The organism is Nitratireductor kimnyeongensis (assembly GCF_019891395.1).
Taxonomy (GTDB): domain Bacteria; phylum Pseudomonadota; class Alphaproteobacteria; order Rhizobiales; family Rhizobiaceae; genus Nitratireductor; species Nitratireductor kimnyeongensis.
Map to the genome: position 1 here is coordinate 2,254,537 of NZ_CP078143.1, position 22,085 is coordinate 2,276,621.

Below are 22,085 nucleotides of genomic sequence, written 5' to 3' on the forward strand. Positions count from 1 at the left end.
GCGAGCGGGGAGAAGGAGGATGGCTGCGATCCAGGCGCCAACATCAAGGCCCGCCTCTTCCCGCTGGCGGGGAGAGGGTGAGGGTGAGGGGCGTTGCGCGGCGCTGTCATAGATGCGCTGTCGATTCTCATGTCGCCGCCTCTTCGCCGGACAGATGCCCGCGATGGCCTTCCGCGCGGCGCGCCTCGCAATTGTCGGTGTCGGAACAGACGAACATGCGCCCGCCGCGATCATCGAGCACCACTTCGTCGAGATAGACATTCGTGCCACCACACAGCGCGCAGGGTTCATCGAATGTCTGGATCTCAAAGGGATGATCCTCGAAATCGAGGCTTTCGACCCGTGTATAGGGCGGCACGGCGTAGATGCGTTTTTCGCGGCCCGCACCGAACAGCTGGAGCGCTGCCGACATGTGCATTTTCGGATTGTCGAATTTCGGTGTCGGCGAGGGATCCATCACATAGCGTCCCTCGACCTTCACCGGATAGGCGAAGGTTGTGGCGATGTGACCGTGTTGGGCGATGTCTTCATAAAGCTTCACATGCATGAGGCCATATTCCTCAAGCGCATGCATCTTGCGTGTTTCAGTCTCGCGCGGTTCGAGAAAGCGCAAAGGTTCGGGGATCGGCACCTGGTAGACAAGCACCTGCCCTGATTTCAATGGTTCTTCTGGAATGCGATGGCGCGTCTGGATGATGGTTGCATCGCTCGTGTGCGTGGTCACGGCAACCTTGGCCACTCGTTGAAAGAAGGCACGAATGGAGACCGCGTTGGTGGTGTCGTCGGCGCCTTGATCGATGACCTTGAGCACATCATTCGTCCCGATGATTGATGCGGTCACCTGTACGCCGCCCGTGCCCCAGCCATAGGGCATCGGCATTTCGCGGCTGGCGAAGGGCACCTGATAGCCGGGAATGGCGATCGCCTTGAGGATCGCGCGGCGGATCATGCGCTTGGTCTGTTCGTCCAGATAGGCAAAGTTGTACTGGGCAATCTCGTTCATCACAGGCCCCAATGTTCTGTTAGGGGTTTTGGTGTAGGGCTGGTCACAGCCTTTGATGGAGCTTCCGAATGGATATGCCGAACATCAAAACGATCGAAAGTCTCGGAATCGTCGCTCTTTGCATCGGCTTTGCCATCCTGATCTGGCGCGCCGCGCATACGGACAGAACCGGCAATGACGACCATATCCCCGGTGGCTACGACGGCGGGTCTGGCGGCGATTGCGGTGGCGACTGAGGTCATTCGGCGGCCTCCGGCATGGCGGCCTTGTCCTTCTGACCCTCTTCATATTCACGACGCATCTGGCGGACGAGGCCAAGCTCGGCTTGAAAATCCACATAGTGCGGCAGCTTCAGATGCTCGACGAAGCCGGTCGCCTGCACGTTGTCGCAATGCGAAATGACGAACTCCTCGTCCTGCGCTGGTGCGGTGATGTCTTCGTCCAGTTCGCCCGCGCGCAGCGCCCGGTCGCACAGCGACATGGCCATGGCCTTGCGCTCCGACTGGCCGAACACAAGCCCGTAGCCGCGGGTGAACTGCGGCGGCACCTTCTTCGACCCCTTGAACTGGTTGACCATCTGGCATTCGGTGACGCGGATACGACCGAGCGTCAGTGGGAAATCGAGTTCCGGCACGTCGATCTCCACCTCCACCTCGCCGATGCGGATCTCGCCGGCGAAGGGGTGGTTGCGGCCATAGCCGCGCTGGGTGGAATAGCCGAGCGCAAGGAGGAATCCTTCGTCGCCACGCGACAAGGCCTGAAGACGCTGATCGCGCTCCATTGGGAACTCCGGTGGCTCGCGGGTGATGTCGCCCGGTTCCCGGTCTTCCGGCAGAGAGCCGTCGTCCTCGATCAGACCTTCATTGGCGAGAATGTCGGACACGCGCGGCATGGCTTCTTCATCCTCGATGCGCGCTTCAGGGGTGTCCGGCTCGACGTCTTCGGCCAGTTCCGGGTCGAGCAAACGGTGCGTGTAGTCGAAGGTGGGGCCGAGGAGCTGTCCGCCGGGCAGATCCTTGTAGGTGGCGGAGACGCGCCGCTCCACCAGCATGGCCGCCGTGTCCACGGGGCGCGTATAACCGAAACGCGGCAGAGTCGTGCGATAGGCCCGGAGAAGAAATATCGCCTCGATCATATCTCCACGCGCCTGCTTGACGGCAAGGGCAGCAAGACCCGTGTCGTAAAGCGAGCCCTCGGACATGACGCGGTCGACCGCAAGCGAAAGCTGGCTGGCGATCTGTTCGAGTGTGACGGCAGGCAGGTTGCGGTCACCTCGGCGTCGGTCGGCCAGGAGCCGGTGCGCGTTCTGGATGGCGGCTTCGCCGCCCTTGACGGCTACATACATGGTTCAGGCCTCCTGGCTGGTGATGCGGGTGGAGCGAGGCAGGGCGGCGAGACCCTCGCGGCTGACGAGGATGACATCGACACCACGCGGGAACCGGGCATGGTTCTGCATCCACTGGCGGACGAAGTGTCGGGGCAAGGGATGTGGTGCAAGGCGCGCCTCGCTCTCTATCCCCGGTCCCTTCAGGACAAGTTCCTCGCCGCCCGAAAGATCATTCACTTGAAGAACCAGTGTCGCCGAGCGGTCGGGATATTCCTGTGAACCTTGCGCGAAGTTCTCCAACCCCATCAGGTGTTCCGGATCGGCGGAAAAGGCAAAATGCGCGTCGGCTGGCGTGTTTGCGAGCGGAGCCCCCGTGTGGAATGCAAGCCATGCCCGAACGGCGTCTTCGGCGGCAAGTGACGGATCAAGCCACAACGGGGTGTCCTGGTCGCAGAGCGCGATCGCGACTGCAGCGGCCTCGGGCGTCAGCGGTGCGGGTGGTTTGGACAGCGCAATATTCTGGTGAACCGTGCCGGGCTCTGCCATGGCCTGCATGATCACGCGGAAAATCGTCTGAGCGTCGAACACGGGATCCTGGAAGCCGCCTTCGATGGCGATGGAATCAAGCATTAGTCCTCTCCCCGAACCATTGTGAAGAAATCGACTTTGGTGGCGGCGGTTTCGGAACGTCGCAGGGAATCGGCTGCGGTTTGGCTTGCGCGCAACGGCGCGAGGATCTTGCGTTCTATCTCCTCCTGCAGGCCCGGCTTCTGACGCAACGCGTCGATGAGCGCAGCGACCCGTACTTTCGATTTCTCGCGGCCAAGCGCGTAGGCGTGACCTACTTCTCCACTTGGCAGTTTGACCGTTGCGCGCGTCACGCTGGCCTCACCGAAGTTGAAGGCGGCGCCCCCACCGCCCATTCGACCGCGCACCGTCACGAGGCCGGTTTCCGGTCCGCGCAATGTCCTTGCATCATCGGGCAATCCGGCCTTTTCCCAAAGGCTGATCAGATCATCCTTGTTCGCTATTGCGAGCACGGCCATCGCCTCGCGCCTTTGTTCGCTTGCCGCCCGCCTGTCCTGTCGTGAAACCATGGTTTCATCCTTATCGTTCAAATTTGTCTATTGCTCTAGACAACTAAACATATTATGTTTTCTGCCTAGCGGGTTTCCATGACGTGTTGATGACATTTCCGCTGGGGAGAACAGTTCTTGACACAGGCAAGTGATCCTATGATCGAGCGGCGCAGCGGCATCGCGCTCTGGCGGCAGATCGCCGACCGGATGCGGCGAGAGATCGGCGAAGGCGTGCTCGGCAGCGACGGCAGGATGCCACCCGAAATGGCCCTTGCCGCGCGTTTCGGTGTCAATCGTCACACGGTGCGCACCGCCATTGCGGCTTTGGTGCAGGAGGGCGTTCTCAGAGCCGAGCAGGGGCGGGGAACCTTCGTGGAGGGACGAAAAAGACTGGCTTATCCGATCCGCAATCGAACGCGGTTCTCCGAAGGGTTGGCCGGGCAGTCGCGCGGTCTGCGGGCAGAGCTCCTCGATCATGCAATCGAGAAGGCATCGTCAGAGGTTTCAAGGGCGCTCGCCCTCGCGCCCGGAGCGGCGGTGATCCGGCTGGAAACGCGGTCTCTGGTCGATGGGCGGCCCGTGTCTCGAGCAAGGAGCTGGTTTGACGCCGATCGTTTTCAGGGCATGGCCGAGGTCTTCCAGCGCACACGTTCGATCACCGCGTCGTTCAGAGAGTTGGGACTGGCAGATTACCTGCGTTCTTCCACCACGGTAACGGCTCGGCACGCCGATGCGGGGGATCTCAGGGATCTCAATTTATCTCCTGGAGCCATCGTCATTGTCACCAACGCCGTCAATGTTGATACGGATGGCTGCCCCGTTCAATCTTCCGAGACACGCTTTGCGGCTGACCGGATCGAACTGCACATTCCCGGCGCCGGCAAGGTGGATTGCAGCTGAGGTCGACTTCACCTCCACCTCACCGTGAAGTGACCGAGGCGCGATATGGATTGCGTTGCGTTGCCATTCGACGGTGTGCTCTATCGGCCCATTCCAATGAAGATCGCAATGAGGTGGCACGTGCGGGCGTTTTTTCTATCGGCATCCATGTTGGCGCTTGGTTCGGTCGTGGCAAGCGCGGATACGCAAACGCTCAATCCTGAGGATTGGCCATCTGTACTGGAAGATGCGCGTGGCGAAACCGTCTATTTCAATGCCTGGGGCGGATCGCAGAACATCAACGCCTATATCGAGTGGGCCGGCGCTGCGCTGAAGGATCGCTACGGCGTCACGCTCAAACACGTGAAATTGGAAGACACGGCCAGCGCCGTGGCCACCGTGGTGGCAGAAAAGGCGGCCGGGCGTGATGAAGAAGGTACGGTCGACCTGATCTGGATCAATGGCGAGAATTTTGCCGCCATGAAGCGACAGGGGCTGATTTTGTCGCCCGGCTGGGCGGAAAAACTTCCCAATTGGGCCTATGTGGACGTCGAGAACAAACCGACGATACGTACGGATTTCACGGTGCCGGTGGAAGGGCTGGAAAGCCCCTGGGGCATGGCGAAACTCGTGTTCTTCTATGATTCCGAACGCACGGAAGTGAGCACCTTGCCACAGGATGCAGATGGTCTGCTGGCATGGGCGAAAGAGAATCCTGGTCGATTTTCCTATCCGCAGCCTCCGGATTTCATAGGGTCTTCATTCCTCAAGCAGGTGCTTGCCGAGACGGTCGAAGACCCTGAAGTATTGCTCAGGCCGGTGGAGGAAGATTCCTTCGCGGACGTCACAAAGCCGCTGTTCGATTATCTTGATGCGTTGAACCCGGTCATGTGGCGATCAGGCCGCGCTTATCCCCAAAACTACCCGGCGATGAAACAGCTTCTGGCGGATGCGGAGCTCGACATCATCTTCGCCTTCAACCCCGCCGAAGCCTCCAATGCGATAGCCAATGGTGAGCTGCCCGAAACGGTGCGTTCCTTCACCTTTCCCGAAGGCACTTTGTCCAACACGCATTTTCTGACCATTCCCTATAATGCGTCTGCAAAAGCGGGAGCGCTGGTGACAGCCAATTTCCTGTTGTCGCCAGAGGCGCAGGCGCGCAAGCAGGACCCGGCCATCTGGGGCGACCCTACGGTCCTTGCAATTGACAAGCTCGAGGCAGAAGATCGCGCCCGGTTCGATGCCATAGACCTTGGTGTTGCCACGCTGCGTCCTGACGAACTTGGTCCTGCGCTGGACGAGCCGCATCCAAGTTGGCTGGAACATATCGAAACCGAGTGGAAGCGTCGCTATGGAGTTGGCAATTAGCTTGGTTGCCGGGCCGTTGTCCCGGCCAGGCTTCAGGTCTTCGAATCCATGCTGACCCGTCTCGGCCCCATTCTCGCCATTGTACTTCTCACAGTGCCGGTTGTGTTCGGACTGGCGGGCACTCTGTTGCCGGCCTTTGGTTATCTGCCGGCACTGGGCGGCACGATGTTCGAATTGGCACCATTCAGGCAGCTTCTTGCAGAGCCGGCGATCCTCTCGTCGGCGGTGATGAGCCTGGTGGTGGGGCTCGTTACAGCAGCTTTCTCGATTGTTTCGGTGATGCTCTTTACAGCGGCCTGGGGTGGCACGCGAATTTTCATGCGCATGCAGCATCTGATTTCGCCGCTGCTGTCCGTACCGCATGCCGGCGCAGCATTCGCGCTCGCTTTTCTGATTGCGCCGTCGGGCATGATCGCGCGGCTGATCTCACCGGAACTGACCGGCTGGGAGCGCCCGCCCGATCTCCTGATCGTGCATGATCCGATGGGCCTTTCCATGATGACGGGGCTGATCGTGAAGGAAATACCGTTTCTGCTGCTGGTCACTCTCGCAGCGCTGCCGCTGGTAAAGCCGGCCCGCACGCGCGCACTGATTGCTTCGATGGGGTATGGGCGCATTTCCGGCTTTGTTTTCGGCCTTTGGCCCTCCATCTACCCGCAGATCCGGCTTCCGGTCTTCGCCGTCATCGCCTTCGCCACCTCGGTGGTCGATGTGGCCACCATCCTGGGGCCGACCACACCGGCGCCACTGGCGGTTCGGCTGGTGCGCTGGATGAACGATCCCGACCTTTCCATGCGGTTCCTCGCTTCGGCTGGAGCCGTTCTACAACTGGGCGTCACGGCGACTGCAATCGTGATCTGGATGGGACTGGAGAAGTTCGGCGCGTTCCTTCGCGAGCGTCTTGCCTGCGCGGGGCGACGGTATCGGAGCGACAGCGCGCTGCGAATAGGCGTATTGGTCGTGATGCTCGTTTCCGCAGGGGCGATCTTCATTGGCATGGCGGCGCTTGCGCTCTGGTCTGTTGCCGGGCTCTGGCAGTATCCCGACCTCCTGCCCGCGCGCTTTGAAGTTCGCAACTGGAAGCGTGTCCTTCCCAATCTGATGGATCCGTTGGCAACCACACTCTCGGTGGCTGTCGTCTCGACACTCATTGCCGTGGTTATCGCGGTTCTGTGTTTTGCGCGTGAGGATGAAACCTCCAGATCGGCAGGGCGCGGTGCGTTGACCGTGCTCTACCTGCCACTTCTCGTGCCGCAGGTGGCATTCCTCTTCGGACTCCAGCTTTTCTTCATCCTTGTCGGGATTGAGGCGACGTGGATCGCCCTTGTCTTCGTTCATCTCGTCTTTGTCCTGCCCTATGCCTGGCTCAGCCTCAGGGATCCCTGGCGCGCCTTCGATCGCCGATACGACCAGATCGCTGCGGGGCTTGGACAAGGAGCCGCACGACGCTTTTTCCTGGTCCGGCTGCCGATGATGACGCGGCCACTGCTCGCGGTCGCCGCCATCGGGTTCTCCGTCTCTATCGGGCTCTACCTGCCCACAGTCCTGATTGGTGCCGGTCGGCTAACCACCATCACGACGGAAGCCGTAGCGCTAGCCTCCGGCGGCAATCGCCGCGTGATCGGCATTTATGCGTTCATGCAGATGGTATTGCCGGCCGCGGGCTTTGCCGTTGCCACAATCGTGCCGGCGCTGATATTCCGCCGGTACCGCGACATGCATGTTTGAACGGAAACCGACATTGACGGAAACAGGACTCCTCATCGATCAGGTGACAATCACGCTGGCAGAGCGAGAAATCGTTTCGCTGACCAGACGGGTGGCGCCTGGAAACGTGCTGACGGTCATGGGCCCCTCCGGTGCCGGAAAATCCACGTTGCTTGCCTATATTGGCGGCTTTCTCGACCCGGTGTTTCGGGCTGAGGGGCGGGTTCTCGTTGATGACGTCGAGGTAACCGCCCTCAAGCCCGAAGACCGGCATATGGGGGTGCTTTTTCAGGACCCGCTTCTCTTTCCGCATATGAGTGTGGGCGGCAATCTTATGTTTGCGCTGCCGCAGGCGGTGCGCGGTCGTGCAGCAAGGGTGGCGCGCGTTGCCGAGGCACTGGAGGGTGTCGGCCTTGCCGGACTTGAAAGCCGGGATCCAGCAACGCTTTCCGGCGGGCAGAAGGCTCGGGTGGCGCTGGCGCGGGTGCTCACATCGTCACCGCGCGCCTTGCTGCTGGACGAACCTTTTTCCAAGCTCGATGCGGATCTTCGTGCGCAGACCCGTGAACTCGTCTTTTCCAAGGCGCGCGAAAGCGGATTACCGGTGCTTCTGGTCACCCATGACGAGGCAGACGCTGAGGCCGCTGGCGGCGACATCGTTCGGGTTGGCGCGTGATGAAGGGGCTGAAACTGCCCGATCTGCCGGTTACGGAAGTGCTGCCGGCGCTCATTATCGCACTGGAGACCCATGGCAAGGCAGTGCTGGTCGCGCCGCCCGGGGCGGGCAAGACAACGCTTGCGCCGCTTGCGCTTCTGGAGTCCGAATGGGCCTCGCGCGGGCGCATCGTGCTTCTGGAGCCGCGCCGGCTTGCCGCGCGGGCCGCAGCTCGCCGCATGGCGGCACTCCTTGGTGAGGAGCCGGGCGAGACAGTCGGCTATGCCATGCGCATGGAACGTAAGGTCTCCGCCCGAACCCGCATTCTCGTGGTGACGGAAGGCGTCCTCGCCCGCATGATCGTTGAGGATCCTGAACTTTCGGGTATCGCGGCGGTGCTGTTCGATGAGTTTCATGAACGCTCGCTCGATGGCGATGTCGCGCTCGCGCTGGCACTTGATGCGCAGGCCGCGCTTCGGCCTGACTTGCGGCTTCTGGTGATGTCGGCCACGCTCGACGGCGCGCGGGTTGCCGCGCTTCTGGGTGATGCTCCGGTGATCGAGAGCGAAGGCCGCAGCTTTCCCATTGAAATTCGCTATGCGGAACGGCCCGCCGGCGAGGCCGTCGAGGACACGATGGCGCGTGCGGTGCGCGCGGTTCTGGCGGAGGAAGAGGGCAGTGTGCTCGCCTTTCTGCCCGGACAGCGCGAGATCGAGAGAACGGCGGAGCGCCTTGTCGGACGATTGCCCGGCGATGTGGACATCACACCGCTTTATGGCGGTCTCGACGGGCGGGCACAGGATGCCGCCATCCGGCCCCCGGCCGAAGGCCGGCGCAAGGTGGTTTTGGCCACCGCCATTGCGGAGACCTCGGTGACCATCGATGGTGTGCGGGTGGTGATCGACAGCGGCCTGTCGCGCCTGCCGAAATTCGAGCCCTCAACGGGTCTCACGCGGCTGGAGACGGTGCGCGTCTCGCGCGCTTCAGCTGATCAGCGCGCTGGCCGCGCGGGGCGTACTGCGCCGGGCATCGCGCTTCGGCTCTGGCGCGCCGAGCAAACGGCGGCCCTGCCCGCTTTCACACCGCCTGAAATCCTGGAGGCCGATCTTTCGGGCCTGCTCCTCGACTGTGCCGCTTTCGGTGTCAGCGACCCGGCTTCCCTCTCCTTCCTCGATGCTCCGCCTTCACCGGCGATTGCCGAGGCGCGCAGCCTTTTGAAGCGGCTCGGAGCTCTGGATGACAACGGTCGTCTCACACTTTCGGGCGAGGCGATGCGAAAGCTCGCGTTGCCGGTGCGGTTGGCGCATATGGTGGCGCGTGCGGCGGAAGATGGTCATGCGCTCGCCGCCGCCGAACTCGCCGTTGTCCTCTCCGAGCGTGGTCTTGGTGGCCGGTCCGTCGATCTGGACGACCGTTTGCATCGCTTCCGCAGGGAGCGGGGCGGACGGGCAGAGCAAGCGCGCCAATTGGCCGCGCGGCTCGCCAAAACGGCGGGTGGCGCACGATCCGCTGAGGCATTGCAAGCGGGGACGCTGCTGATCCACGCATGGCCAGACCGCGTTGCCAAAGCCCGCGGCGCACACGGGCATTTCGTCATGGCCAATGGCCGCGGTGGCGTGTTGGCGCCGGAAGAGCGACTAGCCGGCGCGAACTATCTCGTGGTGGCTGATCTTCAGGGACGGGCGCAGAACGCACGCATCGCCCAGGCAGCGGCAATTGACGAAGACGAGATGATTGCCGCTCTCGGGCATCACATCGAAGACCTCACGGAGACACGGTTTGATCGTGCCTCGGGATCGTTGCGTCAGCGGCGGGTTCGCCGTCTTGGCGCGCTCATTTTGGTCGAGCAAGGGCTTCCACCGCCATCAGGAGACGAAGCCGACCGTGCTATGGTCGAGGCTGTGAGGGCGAACGGACTTGCGCTCCTGCCATGGGACAGGGAAACAAATTCCCTGCGGGGCAAACTTGCATGGCTCCACACGGCAAAAGGTGATCCTTGGCCGGACATGTCGGACGAAGCACTTCTCGAGCGGCTTGATGATTGGCTTCTCCCTTTTCTCACCGGCGAAGCGTCGCTTGCTAAATTGGCGCCTCACAGCTTGCGCGAAGGGCTGACCTCGCTGGTGCCGCACGAATTCCAAAGGCGCGTTGGCCAGATGGCACCTAGCCATTACGACGCGCCTTCAGGCAGCCGCGTGCCCATCCGCTACGAAGCGGAGGGGCCGGTGCTGGCAATCCGCGTGCAAGAGCTTTTCGGGCTGACACATCACCCAACGGTGGCGGACGGCATACCGCTCAAGCTGGAACTTTTGTCGCCGGCCCACAGACCGATCCAGACCACACGCGACTTGCCCGGCTTCTGGTCCGGCTCGTGGGCGGATGTGCGCGCCGACATGCGCGGACGATATCCCAAACATATCTGGCCGGAAGATCCGGCAAACGCAACCGCGACACATCGCGCCAAACCGCGCAAAAAATAACGCTTGGAGTGGGGGCAGACTTCCCCCATAACCCCGCCATGCTTGAAGACATCCGAGCCCACGATCCGAGCCACGGCCTGCGGCTCAACACGTTGATCAAACTGCGCTGGCTGGCGATCATCGGCCAGAGTGCAGCGGTGATCGTTGTCGCGTTCGGCCTCGATTTCCCGATGCCGGTGGGTCAGTGTTTTGCACTGATTGCTGCTTCAGCCTGGCTGAACGTGCATTTGGCGATACGCTATTCGGCCGCGCACCGGATGACGCCGCTTGCAGCGCTTGGCATCCTTACCTTCGATGCGTTCCAGTTGGCGGGTTTGCTTTACATGACTGGCGGACTGACCAATCCGTTCTCGCTGCTGATGACGGTCCCGGTCGTAATCTCGGCCACGTCTTTGCCTTTGCGCTGGACCACATTGCTGGCCGTGCTTGTGGTGGCGCTCACCACCGCCTTGGCTTTCTTTCACAGACCATTGCCATGGTTTTCCGGCACAGAACTCGTCATGCCTCTGGTCTACATCATCGGCGTGTGGATTGCCGTCGTTTCGAGCATCGCGTTTACCGGTGTCTACGCCTACCGGGTGGCGGAGGAAGCGCGTTTGCTTGCAAATGCGCTCGCTGCGACCGAACTGGTGTTGCAGCGCGAACAGCACATCTCGGCGCTGGACGGATTGGCAGCGGCTGCAGCACATGAATTGGGCACGCCGCTTGCCACCATCGCGCTGGTGGCACGAGAGATGGAACGTGCGCTCGGCAAGGATGAACGCTTTAGCGAGGATGTCACGCTGCTGCGCACGCAAAGTGAGCGGTGCAGGGAAATTCTACGCCAGTTGACCAGCCTTTCCACCGAGGGTGAGGCCCATATGGCGCGCCAGCCCTTCACCTCACTGATCGAAGAAACAGCCGCACCGCATCGTGATTTCGGGATCGACATTCGTTTCGAGCCTGGAGCCACGGAAGGGCCGGAGCCCGTGGGCCGGCGCAATCCGGGTGTCATTTACGGGCTCGGCAACCTCGTCGAGAATGCCGTGGATTTTGCGCGTGAAAGCGTAACGATCCGCTGGCATTGGGATAGCGAGGCAGTGGGCCTTCTCGTGATTGACGACGGCAATGGATTTCCGGCGGAAATCCTCGACCGGATCGGAGAGCCCTATATGTCGAAGCGGTCGGCAGGTGTGAGCAGCGGCGGTGGATTGGGACTTGGCCTTTTCATTGCCAAGACGCTCCTTGAGCGTTCGGGCGCGCAGATCCGCTTCGGGAACCTCGCCGAAAAGGGCAAGGGTGCATTCGCAGAAGTCATCTGGCCCCGCTCAGTCTTCGTTGTGCCAGAGGATAATCTGGATTCAGGCGAAAAGAGTCCTAAATTGGAAAGCTGACGGATTTCGGTTAGAAAGATTCCAGGAAAAGTGATGTGCTGAACGTGCCGGATATGACAAGCAACACCGTGGAAGACCCGGAAGCGGCCCTGGGTGAAGACCGCTCCCTTCTCATCGTCGATGATGACAAGCCGTTTTTGACGCGCCTGGCGCGGGCGATGGAGAGTCGTGGCTTCACCGTTGCAACGGCTGAAAGCGTCGAGGAAGCCATTGCACACGCCAAAGCGGCGCCGCCGGCTTTCGCCGTAGTGGACATGCGGCTTGCCGATGGCAATGGCCTCGACGTGGTGGCTACCATTCGGGAAAAGCGCAAGGACTCCAGAACGATCATCCTCACCGGCTATGGAAACATCGCGACTGCAGTCACTGCGGTTAAACTTGGCGCGGTCGATTATCTGGCCAAACCCGCAGACGCGGATGAAATCTACGCGGCACTCACCCGTCAGGCTGGTGAGAAGGTTGCTCCGCCGGAAAATCCCATGTCCGCCGACCGTGTGCGCTGGGAGCATATCCAGCGTGTCTACGAAATGTGCGATCGGAATGTTTCGGAAACGGCACGCAGGCTGAACATGCATCGGCGCACCCTGCAGCGTATTCTTGCCAAGCGTGCACCACGCTAGGGTTCCTCGGGCTGATTTTGATGCCGGAACCGAAGCTGAGCCCGGGATTTTGCAGCCCGTAGGCTAACATGGGTTTATGGACAAGTCCCAGAACCAACGGTAAAACAGGAAACAGGTATTTTTTCCTGTTTCACGGTCCCGGAAGGATGAGCAGCGTGCTTTCGCACGACAAGGTTTGGGCAGCCATAGACGCACTGGCTGTGCGTCACTCGCTTTCCGCCTCCGGCCTGGCCCGGAAGGCAGGCTTGGACTCGACTGCCTTCAACAAATCCAAGCGACTTTCATCTGACGGCAGGCCACGCTGGCCATCGACAGAATCCCTTTCGAAAATCATGGATGCGACCGGCACCACGATTTGGGAGTTCGTCGCGCTGTTACAGCGTGATGGCAAACCATCCGAACCCTATGAGCAACCTCCGTCGAGCGTTCCCCTGATCGGTTTTGCCCAGGCTGGCGCCGGTGGTTTTTTCGACGATGCGGGATTTCCGTTGGGAGAGGGCTGGGAGCACGTCGATCTGCCAGGGCAGGCGCATGAGGGGGCGTATGCTCTTCAGGTGCAGGGAGAGTCCATGATGCCGCTGTATCGTGACGGGGATACGCTGATCGTCGACCCGACCGCGCGCATGCGCCGCGGCGATCGCGTGGTGGTCAAGACTGCGGGGGGTGAGGTTATGGCAAAGGTTCTCCTGCGTCAGACGAGCCGGCAGGTGGAGCTGCTTTCTCTCAATCCAGATCATCCCAATCGCACGCTGGAAAAAGCGCAGATGGAGTGGATGGCGCGCATCATCTGGGCAAGTCAGTGATCCGCGGAAGCGTACGTTGCTGCATTCCGCTTCTGGTCGGCACTGTGTTATGGGCGCCCGTGGGGTCCAGCGCTGTAATGGCTCAGGAAGCCCGCCAACCCCGTGTCATCGCTCCCGAGCTCGTGGCCCCACCGCCAATCGACGCCACTGGGCTGAGACGTGCGGACCCGCGTACCCCATTGAGCGAGCTGGGAGCACCCGCACCCGAACCAGAGCCTCAGGATACTCTCTACTACCGGCCATTAGCGATCGCTTCTGGCGTGTTTGAGTCCGAAGGACATACCATCACCATTGCCGGCATCCGCGTTATCGCGCCTGATCAGGTTTGTGATGCAATTGACGGCGGAGCATGGCCCTGTGGCAAGCGTGCCCGCACGGCTTTTCGGTATTGGCTGCGCGGGCGCGCACTGGAGTGCCACGCCGAAGAGGCGGCGGAAACTGGCGCTGAGGAGGAGAAGGATGATCAGCCGATGCGCTGTTCGCTTGCAGGCTACGACGTCGGGACGTGGTTGGTGGAAAACGGTTGGGCTCTGTCCCAGACGGAAGGCCCCTACACGGCAGAAGAAAACGCGGCCCGCGATGCCGGCAAGGGCATATTCAGTGGCGGGCCGTCTGGTTCTTGAACTGGCGCTGGAGACGACGAGGCTTAGAGCTCGCCGTCCAGCGCTGCGGTGATCAGGGCGCGCGTTTCTGCGATCCCGTAGAGGGCTGCAAAGGAGCCGAAGCGTGGCCCCCGTTCCTGGCCCAGAAGCACCTGGTAGAGCATCTGGAAAAAGGCGACCGAAACGCCGGGTCCGCCGTTCGGGCTTTTGCGCTTGTGATCCTGGTAACGCTCGTTGCTACGGGCCACATCCAGAATGGCATTCTGGATTGCTTCGCCATCGGCATCCGCCGGCAGGGCTGCAAGTGCGTCGTTGATGCCCGCCAGCGCTTCGCGTTCGACATCGTCGGGTGCACGAAAGGCCTTGGACGGCTTCACGAAATCCTCGAAATAGCGGAGCGCATAGCCGGTAAGGCGATCGAGTTCGGGATGCGTCTGCGGTGTGACACCGGGCGCATAGCGCGAGATGAAGCCCCACAGGACATCCGTGTTCTGTGCATTTGACGCACTGACGAGATTGAGCAGAAGCGCAAACGGCACCGGAAGTGCCATAGCCGGAGGTGTGCCATCATGGATATGCCAGACCGGATTGCCCAGCCGGTTCTTCCAGTCCTGCCGGTCGTAGGCTGACAGGAACGTGTAATACTCGTCCACCGCGCGCGGAATCACGTCGAAATAAAGCTTCTTCGCGGCCTTCGGCTTCTGGAACATGTATAGGGAAAGGCTCTCCGTCGGTGCGTAGGAAAGCCATTCGTCGATGGTCAGACCATTGCCCTTGGATTTGGAGATTTTCTGGCCGTTCTCGTCCAGGAACAGTTCGTAATTAAACCCTTCCGGCGGCTTTTTGCCGAGGGCCGTGCAGATCTGCGCGGCAAGCTTGACGCTGTCGATCAGGTCCTTGCCGGACATCTCATAATCCACCCCAAGGGCTGCCCAGCGCATCGCCCAGTCGGGCTTCCATTGCAGCTTGCAATGGCCTCCGGTCACGGCCGTCTCAAACAGTTCGCCATTATCAGGGTCACGCCAGACGATGGTCCCGGCGTCCACCTTACGTTCTTCCAGAGGAACCTGCATCACCACGCCCGTCTTCGGGTGGATCGGCAGGAAGGGCGAATAGGTTTGCGCTCGCTCCTCGCGAAGTGATGGCAGCATGATGTCCATGACCGCATCATAACGCTCGAGCATGGTGAGGAGCATCTCGTCAAAACGCCCCGAAGCGTAATACTCGGTCGAAGAGGCGAATTCGTACTCAAAGCCGAACTGGTCGAGGAAAGCCCGCAGCCGCGCATTGTTCGCCGCGCCAAAGGATGGATACTCGTTGGAAAACGGATCGGGCACTTTGGTCAGCGGCTTGCCCAGATGGGTGCGCAGCATCTCTTTGTTGGGCACATTGTCGGGGACCTTCCGCAATCCGTCCATATCGTCGGAGAAGCACAGGATCTTTGTCTTGATCCTGTCCTCGGTGAGCACGCGAAACGCGTGCCGCACCATGGAGGTGCGGGCCACTTCGCCGAAGGTGCCGATATGCGGCAGACCGGAAGGGCCATAGCCCGTCTCGAACAGGACGGTGTCCGGGAAGCTGGTGCCCTCGTAGCGTTTGACGATCTTGCGCGCCTCTTCGAAGGGCCAGGCCTTGCTCTCGGCCGCTGCCTCCATCACTTCAGGCGTCAATTCAAGCGCGTCTCGGCTTGCCGTCGTCATGTCGCTTTCCAAGGTTTGGGTTTCATCAAGAGCAATGCCTGTAAGGCGGCTCACGCGGTGCGTCAATCGAAGCGGTGATTTTTCATTGCGACAAGTCGCCCGGCTACCTACCTTCAGGCTCTATTGTTCTGCCAGCGGAGATTGAAATGGCCGAGCCGACCGCCCACGAAGCCCTGATCTATTTGATGGTCGTCATGTCGGCCGCTGACAGGGACATGACCGATGCCGAGCTAGCCATTATTGGCGACACAATCCGTTCCTGGCCGGTGTTTCGCGAGTTTGACGACAACCGCATTATCGAGGTGGCACGTCAGTGCCAGCAGATACTCCAGGAGGACACCGGTCTCGATCGCATTCTGAATGCCGTGCGCGACACCGTGCCGGCGAAATTGCACGACACAGCCTATGCGCTGGCGGTTGAGGTTGCCGCTGCCGACATGCATGTCGAGCCTGAAGAAAAGCGCATGCTCCATATTGTTCGCAGCCGACTGCAACTCGAGCCTCTCGTGGCCGCGGCCATCGAACGAACGGTTCAGGCACGCAAGCGGACACTCGCCTGACCGGGTGTCCGCTCAAGCGCATGTGACTGGCGTTTGATCGGCTTTGCAGAATAATGGCGCCATGACCTCGTTTCTGTTTTCCGAAGCGGCAATCCGCCTCTTCGCATTCATCGGAATATTTGCAGCCATGGGGCTTTATGAGCTCTGGTCGCCGCGTCTGGAAAGACCGGAGATGACCGGTGCGCTGAAATCGCGCCGGTGGTTTGCCAATCTCTCCATGGTCCTCATTTCATCGGTGATGCTCAGGGTGGTTTTCCCGGCGGCTGCCGTGGGGGCTGCGCTCTGGGCAGAAGCGCGCGGTCTGGGCCTCTTCCAGGGTATTCTTGGCGTCCACCCGGTTCTCGCGGGGATGGTCTCGTTCATTGTGCTCGATTTCGCTGTCTGGCTTGAACATGTTGCCAGCCACAAGATCCCGGTTCTGTGGCGAATCCACCGTATGCATCATGCCGACAATGGTTTCGATGTGACCACCGGTCTGCGCTTCCATCCTCTCGAAATCCTTCTTTCGATGGTCTGGAAGGCGATCATTGTCATTCTACTTGGCGCGCCGGTTTTATCCGTTCTGGTTTTCGAGATTGTCTTGAACGGCATGTCGATGTTCAACCACTCGAATGTGAAGCTTTCGCCCAGGCTTGATCGCGCGCTTCGGCAGCTCGTGGTGACCCCGGATATGCATCGCGTCCATCATTCCACGATCAGGCAGGAGACGGATTCCAACTACGGCTTCAATTTCCCGTTTTGGGATCGTTTGTTCGACACATATATCGCCCAACCGAAACTGGGCCATGAGAACATGAATATTGGGCTTTCCGCCTACCGCGGCACCTTCACGGCGAAGCTTGCTTGGATGCTGGCGCTGCCATTTCGCGCGTTGCGAAGGGATCAGTAGAAACCAAGAGGAAAATAGCGCAGGTATATATCCGTGAAGCGCCCGCCTGTATCAATGTTGTGGAGGGCGAAGTCGATGGCTTGAGCAAGCTGCGGCATATCGCGTGGTACGGCGATTGCAAGACCCTGACCCAGATATTCGGGAGCCAGATAAGGTCCGCCCGCGAAGGTGCAACAATTCTCCGACTCCCGGCTGGCAAGCCAGAAACTCAATTTTACACCATCACCGAAAACACCATCGATCTTGCCTGATTTCAGATCGTCAAACAACCAGTCGGCCCGGCTGTAAACAACGCTTTGTGCCTGCGGGAATAGATCGCGAAAGAGCATCTCATGAGCGCTCGCGCCGATGACTCCGACCCGTTTTCCCGCGATGGTTGTGTAAAGCGGCTCAGCCAGCGCCTCGCCATTTCGGGTGACGAGCCGTGCCGGGAAGCGTAAATAAGGGCGCGAAAACAGGTAGCGCTCCCGGTTTTCGGCAGTGATCGCCATCCCTGCGATAATCGCCTCGCCCTGTCTGTTCTCGATAGCTGTATCGAGTTCATTCCACGGCAAAGCCTGCACCTGGCAACGTTCCGCCATCTCAAGCTCAGAACAGATCTCGCGGGCGAGGTCGATATGGAGGCCGCTGAGTCGGTTCTCAGCATCCAGATAGTTGAACGGAAAGAAATCGACCGTGGTGAGGAAGCGCAATCTCGCCAACGCAGAAAGGTCCGGCTTCGATTGCCGTTGCTTGGGTTCCCAGAAACCTGGAGGGGCTGCGTCCTGCGCAATGGTGAACTGCGTCAGGTGAAAGAAGAACAGCGCAATTGCGATAAAAAAAGCAGACCACTTCATTGCCTTGACCACATAGCCGGCAAATATGTTGGAAGTTTCTTGAAAACAATGTTTTGTGGGATGCTCTTCAACATAGTTATATTCTTCCTTCATGACGGTATAAAGTCGCCGAGTTGCGCGTTAAAATTCTGCGCGGGGGACGGCATGGCGGTGGGGACGAATACATATGTTCGACTTTGGAAAGACGCGGGCCCTTATTGAACAAATTCAGAAGACCCGAAGCTCCCTTGCGATCTGCAATACACTTATCTCGTTTACTGGACACTATGGTCTTCACTCGGTTTGCGCCGGCACATTACCCGCAAAAGGCACGACAGCTTGCGATCAGGTGGGGCATGTCGTGCTCAGCAATTGGCCAACTGAATGGGTCGACCGCTATGTGTCGTGCAACTACATCTTTCATGACCCCATCGTAAACCATGTCCGCCAAACCGGGAATGCCGTTTTGTGGCGAGACATTCTGGAGGCACACGGTGCATCGCCCAAAGCGTCAATGCTTTTGAGCGAGGCGCGTAAGTTCAGGCTCGCTGACGGCATCGCCATGTGGTTCAACACCCTTGAGGGAGTTCAGATCTTCATGTCCTTGGGCGGCGAACGGGTTGAGCTTTCTCATTCCGAATTGCAGATGCTCTGGTTTGCTTCATCTTTCGCGATTGCGCACGCATTGAGTTTGCGCGGCAAGAATCGCTTTGCGGAACTTGAGGGTTTGGAAAAGGAGTGTTTGCATCTCACGGTCCGTGGCCGATCGGTCGCGGAAATCGCCGAGCAGCTTGACGTCACAGAAGACGAGGTGACTGAAACGATCAAGCGCGCGCGAGAGAAAATCGGTCCCGGCCACGCACTGTATCGGCAGGGCGAAACACCGCGTCTCACACCGCGCGAAAAGGAGTGTCTGCAGTGGGCCGCATTTGGAAAGTCGGAGTGGGAAGTCTCCCAGATACTTGGGATTTCCGAGCACACGGCAGAAAAACATCTTCTCAACGCGAAAACGAAACTGGGCGCTTCAAATCGTGTTCATGCAGTCGCTGAGGCCATTCGTTGTGGCATTCTCAATTGACAGCAAAAAACATCGGATCACACACATTCGGTAAATTCTTACATAAGTTGTGAAAATAAGGTATTGTGATGCTATAGTTGAAATTTGGCGGGGAGTTGGGGGTTATGGGGTGTAATTTCCTACCGGTGCGTGGAATTTCAGTTGGAAGCTTCGGGATTGTTCAAAGGTCTGCTCAAGACGATACAGGTTTGGTCGAAAAGACGAGCTTGGCATGTAGGTTGATCATCTGATGGGATGATCGATCATGGATCACCTCTCCGAAGGTCAGGCCGTTGCAAGCAACTCCGGGGAAGCAACCGAAGGGCATGAGTTACCCGGGATAGCGGTTCCGTCCGCTGTTGAGGATTGGCTTCCGATCCTGAAAAGCCTTTCCGTCGACGAAGATGAGGCATACCGGATTGGCGCACGGGCCAGAATGGCTGGAGTCTGCTTCCAGACGGAACTTTTGTCGTCCGGTCTGGTGTCCGAACGGGCGCTGTTTCTAGCGCTTGCGCAACATCTCGGTTTGGACTTTGTTCAACGGGTGGACCCGAATGCGCTTGTGATGCGTGAGAAACAGGGTCTCGCCGCACTTGGACAACGCGGAGGGGCTCGTGTGAGCCTGATTGTTGACGAGCGTGGGCTGTCTGTAGTGCTCATTGCTCCGGACAAGCTGAACATTCCGGCCTTGATATCGTTCGTGCAGCGCTATCCTCGCGCGTCCACACGGGTTCGACTGGTGCAACCCACCGTGTTGAGGGACGCTATTTCGGCGCGGTCTCAAAAGGCGCTTATGCGCATCGCCACGGAAAAACTGTTTTCCATCGCACCGGAGATGTCGGCGCGCTTCGTCGCGAACGCATGGCAGGGGGGCGTGCTTGGGGCTACCCTAGTTTCCTTGGTCTTTGCCGCCATGTTCGCGCCTTGGCTAACACTCCTCGTGTTGCACAGCCTGTTTTCATTGGCTTTTTTCTCCTGCGTTCTTCTGAGAGTCATCATTCGGATTGGTGGGGGCGTTCGTGCGGAGCCGTCTATCGCAACCGTGCGACCGGCGGAAATGCCTGTCTATTCGGTGTTGATTGCGCTGTACAAGGAGGCAGAGATTGTCCCCGATTTGCTGATCGCGCTCGGCAAGATCGTCTGGCCCCGTGCGAAGCTGGAGATCAAGCTGGTCTGCGAGCAGGATGATGGTGAGACACTGGCAGCTCTGCGCGCGCAGGAATTACGCCCCTATATCGAGGTCATAGAAGTTCCTGCAGGAGGCCCACGCACCAAGCCGAAAGCGCTGTCTTATGCAATCCCGATGAGCTCGGGAACCTTCGTCGCCCTCTATGATGCCGAGGATCGCCCACACCCGTTCCAACTCGTTGAAGCCTGGCATGCTTTCCGCAACGCGGACGAGCAGCTTGCCTGTTTGCAGGCGCCTCTCAGCATTTCCAATCGACGCGAAAGCTGGGTGTCGTCGATGTTCGCTCTTGAATACTCAGCACTCTTCCGAGCGGTTCTGCCATGGCTGGCCCGGCGTGGGTACATGATGCCTTTGGGTGGCACGTCTAATCACTTCCGGCGGACAGCCCTTGAGGCCGCTGGCGGATGGGACCCCTATAATGTGACGGAAGATGCGGATCTGGGCGCTCGCTTTTGTCGGTTCGGTTACCGCACGGACGTAATCTGCAATGCCACTCAGGAGGATGCACCGACAGATGTTCGCACGTGGTTGCCTCAGCGTACACGTTGGTTCAAAGGTTGGGTTCAGACTTGGCTTGTCCACATGCGAAATCCTCTCGCAACACTGCGCGAAGTCGGGTTGCCATCCTTTCTGATCATGCAGGTTCTGTTCGCAGGCATGGTGTTGTCGGCGCTGGCCTATAGTGTGTTCTGGGCCACCGCGCTCGGCATCGGTGTTTTCTGGTTTTTTGGTGGTGAGTTCAGGCCTGTGGAAGGCTGGTTGTTGATCATCGATACCGTGAATGTGGTTCTAGGCCATGGCGCATTCTTGATGCTGGGCTGGTCCACGCTTCAGAAAACCGAGAGGCCGGGCTTCTGGAAGCGCGTTTTATGGACCCCGGCTTACTGGTGCCTGATGTCGATCGCCGCCTGGCGTTGTGTCTGGCAACTCTATTGGAATCCCCATCATTGGGAAAAGACGCCACACAAAAGGCGCCACCAGTCCGCGGCTTCACTCCAGAAACCCGGGGCCTGATCCGATGATCAGTTGATCCTCCTGACCGATCGCCTCAAGGTCACGACCGTCATAGGGAATTGACAGGAGCATGCGGCGAATGACAGCGAGACGTGCCCGCCGTTTGTCATTTGCGCGCACGACCGTCCATGGCGCATGGGCGCTGTGGGTGCGTTCGAGCATGATGTCGCGCATACGGGTGTAGTCGTCCCATTTTTTTATGCCGGCCACGTCCATCGGCGAGAATTTCCAGTATTTGAGCCGGCTGTGCCGTCGGTCATGAAACCGCCCAAGCTGCGTTTCCTGGCCAATATTCAGCCAGAATTTGAAGAAGTGAATTCCGTCATTGACGATCGCGCGTTCGAAATCAGGGGTTTCATCCAGGAATTGCTCGTGTTGGGCCGGTGTACAGAAGCCCATCACCGGTTCCACGCCGCCCCGGTTGTACCAGGACCGATCGAAGGTGACCAACTCCCCGCTGGTGGGGAAATGTGCAACATACCGCTGAAAATACCATTGTCCCCGCTCGGTTTCGCTCGGCTTTGGCAGGGCAACATTGCGAGCGGTGCGAGGGTTGAGATAGGCGCGAATGCGCGAAATCGTGCCGCCCTTGCCTGCAGCGTCCCGACCCTCAAACAGAGCCATGACCCGGGCACCGCTTTTCTGCATCCAGGCCTGGAGCTTGACGAGTTCTACCTGAAGGGCCTCTAGCTGCTCTTCATAGTCGTCCCTGTCGAGCTTTTCGTCACAAGGATATCCGCCGGCCGTCAGTTCCTTGTCTTTTATCCAGTCTGGCAGGTCCGGATCGTCTATATCGAACTCGCGTTTCTTGCCTGACAGTGTCAGCTTGAAGGGCTCGATTTCCTTCAGGGCGGGGTTATCCAGAGGCTTGTTCATAAAATCGATCCTGAACCGTGGGAGTGTCCATGCTATTTGCAGCTTGATACAAGGTCCAGCGGCGACGGCAAAGCGACAACAAGTCTTCA

General features: G+C 59.6%; 21 protein-coding genes. 14 read left to right on the forward strand and 7 right to left on the reverse strand.

The features are described from left to right. Nucleotides 1–127: 127 nt before the first annotated feature. The gene (locus KW403_RS10745; protein WP_223019489.1) at nt 128–1,003 is read right to left on the reverse strand and encodes an alpha-D-ribose 1-methylphosphonate 5-phosphate C-P-lyase PhnJ; all 876 of its coding nucleotides are present in this window, start codon (nt 1,001–1,003) and stop codon (nt 128–130) included. A gap of 68 nt (nt 1,004–1,071) precedes the next feature. Here KW403_RS10745 and KW403_RS10750 point away from each other — a divergent pair, with 68 nt between their 5' ends. Next, nucleotides 1,072–1,239 (forward strand): hypothetical protein, encoded by a 168-nt coding sequence (locus KW403_RS10750; RefSeq protein ID WP_223019490.1) that lies wholly within the window; start codon nt 1,072–1,074, stop codon nt 1,237–1,239. A 2-nt stretch (nt 1,240–1,241) separates the two neighbouring features. Here the strand turns inward: KW403_RS10750 and KW403_RS10755 are convergent, their stop codons facing one another. Genes KW403_RS10755 through phnG form a run of 3 tightly spaced genes read right to left on the reverse strand, consistent with a single transcriptional unit; the run spans nt 1,242 to nt 3,427 of the window. After that, nucleotides 1,242–2,348 carry a carbon-phosphorus lyase complex subunit gene (locus KW403_RS10755; RefSeq protein WP_223019491.1) on the reverse strand — a complete coding sequence of 369 codons (1,107 nt, stop codon included), beginning with the start codon at nt 2,346–2,348 and terminating at the stop codon, nt 1,242–1,244. 3 nt (nt 2,349–2,351) lie between these two features. Continuing rightward, the gene (gene phnH / locus KW403_RS10760; RefSeq protein WP_223019492.1) at nt 2,352–2,960 is read right to left on the reverse strand and encodes a phosphonate C-P lyase system protein PhnH; all 609 of its coding nucleotides are present in this window, start codon (nt 2,958–2,960) and stop codon (nt 2,352–2,354) included. After that, nucleotides 2,960–3,427 carry a phosphonate C-P lyase system protein PhnG gene (gene phnG / locus KW403_RS10765; RefSeq protein ID WP_223019493.1) on the reverse strand — a complete coding sequence of 156 codons (468 nt, stop codon included), beginning with the start codon at nt 3,425–3,427 and terminating at the stop codon, nt 2,960–2,962. Before phnG ends, phnH begins: the two co-directional genes overlap by 1 nt. A 138-nt stretch (nt 3,428–3,565) precedes the next feature. On the opposite strand from phnG, the gene phnF reads away from it, so the two are divergent. From phnF to KW403_RS10810, 9 genes are all read left to right on the forward strand, one after another. Further along, entirely contained in the window at nt 3,566–4,309 is a 744-nt protein-coding gene (gene phnF, locus KW403_RS10770; protein WP_223022520.1) for a phosphonate metabolism transcriptional regulator PhnF, read from the forward strand. Between the two features lie 108 nt (nt 4,310–4,417). Beyond that, nucleotides 4,418–5,656, forward strand: a complete 1,239-nt coding sequence (locus KW403_RS10775) for an ABC transporter substrate-binding protein (RefSeq protein ID WP_223019494.1) — start codon at nt 4,418–4,420, stop codon at nt 5,654–5,656. Nucleotides 5,657–5,704: 48 nt separating this feature from the next. Next, entirely contained in the window at nt 5,705–7,384 is a 1,680-nt protein-coding gene (locus tag KW403_RS10780; RefSeq protein WP_223019495.1) for an ABC transporter permease, read from the forward strand. A 13-nt stretch (nt 7,385–7,397) separates the two neighbouring features. Beyond that, nucleotides 7,398–8,039: an ATP-binding cassette domain-containing protein gene (locus KW403_RS10785; RefSeq protein WP_378596395.1), complete on the forward strand. Its 642-nt coding sequence runs from the start codon at nt 7,398–7,400 to the stop codon at nt 8,037–8,039. Beyond that, nucleotides 8,039–10,498, forward strand: coding sequence for an ATP-dependent helicase HrpB (hrpB, locus tag KW403_RS10790; RefSeq protein WP_223019497.1), 2,460 nt, complete (start codon nt 8,039–8,041; stop codon nt 10,496–10,498). The genes KW403_RS10785 and hrpB overlap by 1 nt, the downstream gene beginning before the upstream one ends. Nucleotides 10,499–10,536: 38 nt before the next feature. Beyond that, nucleotides 10,537–11,871, forward strand: a complete 1,335-nt coding sequence (locus KW403_RS10795) for an ActS/PrrB/RegB family redox-sensitive histidine kinase (RefSeq protein WP_223019498.1) — start codon at nt 10,537–10,539, stop codon at nt 11,869–11,871. A gap of 53 nt (nt 11,872–11,924) precedes the next feature. Then, on the forward strand, nt 11,925–12,491 hold the full coding sequence (locus KW403_RS10800; protein ID WP_223019499.1) for an ActR/PrrA/RegA family redox response regulator transcription factor: 567 nt from the start codon (nt 11,925–11,927) through the stop codon (nt 12,489–12,491). Between the two features lie 155 nt (nt 12,492–12,646). Continuing rightward, nucleotides 12,647–13,294, forward strand: coding sequence for a S24 family peptidase (locus tag KW403_RS10805; RefSeq protein WP_223019500.1), 648 nt, complete (start codon nt 12,647–12,649; stop codon nt 13,292–13,294). Between the two features lie 77 nt (nt 13,295–13,371). Continuing rightward, nucleotides 13,372–13,917, forward strand: a complete 546-nt coding sequence (locus tag KW403_RS10810; RefSeq protein ID WP_246637744.1) for a thermonuclease family protein — start codon at nt 13,372–13,374, stop codon at nt 13,915–13,917. A gap of 23 nt (nt 13,918–13,940) precedes the next feature. On the opposite strand, the gene KW403_RS10815 is transcribed toward KW403_RS10810, so the two are convergent. Then, nucleotides 13,941–15,596, reverse strand: coding sequence for a lysine--tRNA ligase (locus KW403_RS10815; RefSeq protein ID WP_223019502.1), 1,656 nt, complete (start codon nt 15,594–15,596; stop codon nt 13,941–13,943). A gap of 146 nt (nt 15,597–15,742) precedes the next feature. Here KW403_RS10815 and KW403_RS10820 point away from each other — a divergent pair, with 146 nt between their 5' ends. Both KW403_RS10820 and KW403_RS10825 read left to right on the forward strand, forming a co-directional pair. Next, nucleotides 15,743–16,156, forward strand: a complete 414-nt coding sequence (locus tag KW403_RS10820; protein WP_223019503.1) for a tellurite resistance TerB family protein — start codon at nt 15,743–15,745, stop codon at nt 16,154–16,156. Nucleotides 16,157–16,217: 61 nt separating this feature from the next. Beyond that, nucleotides 16,218–17,045: a sterol desaturase family protein gene (locus KW403_RS10825; RefSeq protein ID WP_223019504.1), complete on the forward strand. Its 828-nt coding sequence runs from the start codon at nt 16,218–16,220 to the stop codon at nt 17,043–17,045. On the opposite strand, the gene KW403_RS10830 is transcribed toward KW403_RS10825, so the two are convergent. Beyond that, complete coding sequence (locus KW403_RS10830) at nt 17,039–17,881, reverse strand: transporter substrate-binding domain-containing protein (protein WP_223022521.1); 843 nt, start codon at nt 17,879–17,881, stop codon at nt 17,039–17,041. The genes KW403_RS10825 and KW403_RS10830 overlap by 7 nt on opposite strands. 166 nt (nt 17,882–18,047) lie before the next feature. Between KW403_RS10830 and KW403_RS19460 the strand changes: the two genes are divergently transcribed. After that, complete coding sequence (locus KW403_RS19460) at nt 18,048–18,938, forward strand: helix-turn-helix transcriptional regulator (protein WP_223019505.1); 891 nt, start codon at nt 18,048–18,050, stop codon at nt 18,936–18,938. A 244-nt stretch (nt 18,939–19,182) separates the two neighbouring features. Further along, nucleotides 19,183–21,120, forward strand: a complete 1,938-nt coding sequence (locus tag KW403_RS10840; RefSeq protein WP_223019506.1) for a glycosyltransferase — start codon at nt 19,183–19,185, stop codon at nt 21,118–21,120. Here the strand turns inward: KW403_RS10840 and ppk2 are convergent. Beyond that, nucleotides 21,097–21,996, reverse strand: coding sequence for a polyphosphate kinase 2 (gene ppk2 / locus KW403_RS10845; RefSeq protein ID WP_223019507.1), 900 nt, complete (start codon nt 21,994–21,996; stop codon nt 21,097–21,099). The two genes, KW403_RS10840 and ppk2, sit on opposite strands and share 24 nt — an antisense overlap. Between the last annotated feature and the right edge of the window lie 89 nt (nt 21,997–22,085).

Coding starts and splice junctions, on each gene's coding strand:
- KW403_RS10745 (WP_223019489.1), bottom strand. CDS start 1,003: ATGAACGAGATTGCCCAGTACAACTTTGCCTATCTGGACGAACAGACC.
- KW403_RS10750 (WP_223019490.1), top strand. CDS start 1,072: ATGGATATGCCGAACATCAAAACGATCGAAAGTCTCGGAATCGTCGCT.
- KW403_RS10755 (WP_223019491.1), bottom strand. CDS start 2,348: ATGTATGTAGCCGTCAAGGGCGGCGAAGCCGCCATCCAGAACGCGCAC.
- phnH (WP_223019492.1), bottom strand. CDS start 2,960: ATGCTTGATTCCATCGCCATCGAAGGCGGCTTCCAGGATCCCGTGTTC.
- phnG (WP_223019493.1), bottom strand. CDS start 3,427: ATGGTTTCACGACAGGACAGGCGGGCGGCAAGCGAACAAAGGCGCGAG.
- phnF (WP_223022520.1), top strand. CDS start 3,566: ATGATCGAGCGGCGCAGCGGCATCGCGCTCTGGCGGCAGATCGCCGAC.
- KW403_RS10775 (WP_223019494.1), top strand. CDS start 4,418: ATGAGGTGGCACGTGCGGGCGTTTTTTCTATCGGCATCCATGTTGGCG.
- KW403_RS10780 (WP_223019495.1), top strand. CDS start 5,705: ATGCTGACCCGTCTCGGCCCCATTCTCGCCATTGTACTTCTCACAGTG.
- hrpB (WP_223019497.1), top strand. CDS start 8,039: ATGAAGGGGCTGAAACTGCCCGATCTGCCGGTTACGGAAGTGCTGCCG.
- KW403_RS10795 (WP_223019498.1), top strand. CDS start 10,537: ATGCTTGAAGACATCCGAGCCCACGATCCGAGCCACGGCCTGCGGCTC.
- KW403_RS10800 (WP_223019499.1), top strand. CDS start 11,925: ATGACAAGCAACACCGTGGAAGACCCGGAAGCGGCCCTGGGTGAAGAC.
- KW403_RS10810 (WP_246637744.1), top strand. CDS start 13,372: ATGGCTCAGGAAGCCCGCCAACCCCGTGTCATCGCTCCCGAGCTCGTG.
- KW403_RS10815 (WP_223019502.1), bottom strand. CDS start 15,596: ATGACGACGGCAAGCCGAGACGCGCTTGAATTGACGCCTGAAGTGATG.
- KW403_RS10820 (WP_223019503.1), top strand. CDS start 15,743: ATGGCCGAGCCGACCGCCCACGAAGCCCTGATCTATTTGATGGTCGTC.
- KW403_RS10825 (WP_223019504.1), top strand. CDS start 16,218: ATGACCTCGTTTCTGTTTTCCGAAGCGGCAATCCGCCTCTTCGCATTC.
- KW403_RS10830 (WP_223022521.1), bottom strand. CDS start 17,881: ATGAAGTGGTCTGCTTTTTTTATCGCAATTGCGCTGTTCTTCTTTCAC.
- KW403_RS19460 (WP_223019505.1), top strand. CDS start 18,048: ATGTTCGACTTTGGAAAGACGCGGGCCCTTATTGAACAAATTCAGAAG.
- KW403_RS10840 (WP_223019506.1), top strand. CDS start 19,183: ATGGATCACCTCTCCGAAGGTCAGGCCGTTGCAAGCAACTCCGGGGAA.
- ppk2 (WP_223019507.1), bottom strand. CDS start 21,996: ATGAACAAGCCTCTGGATAACCCCGCCCTGAAGGAAATCGAGCCCTTC.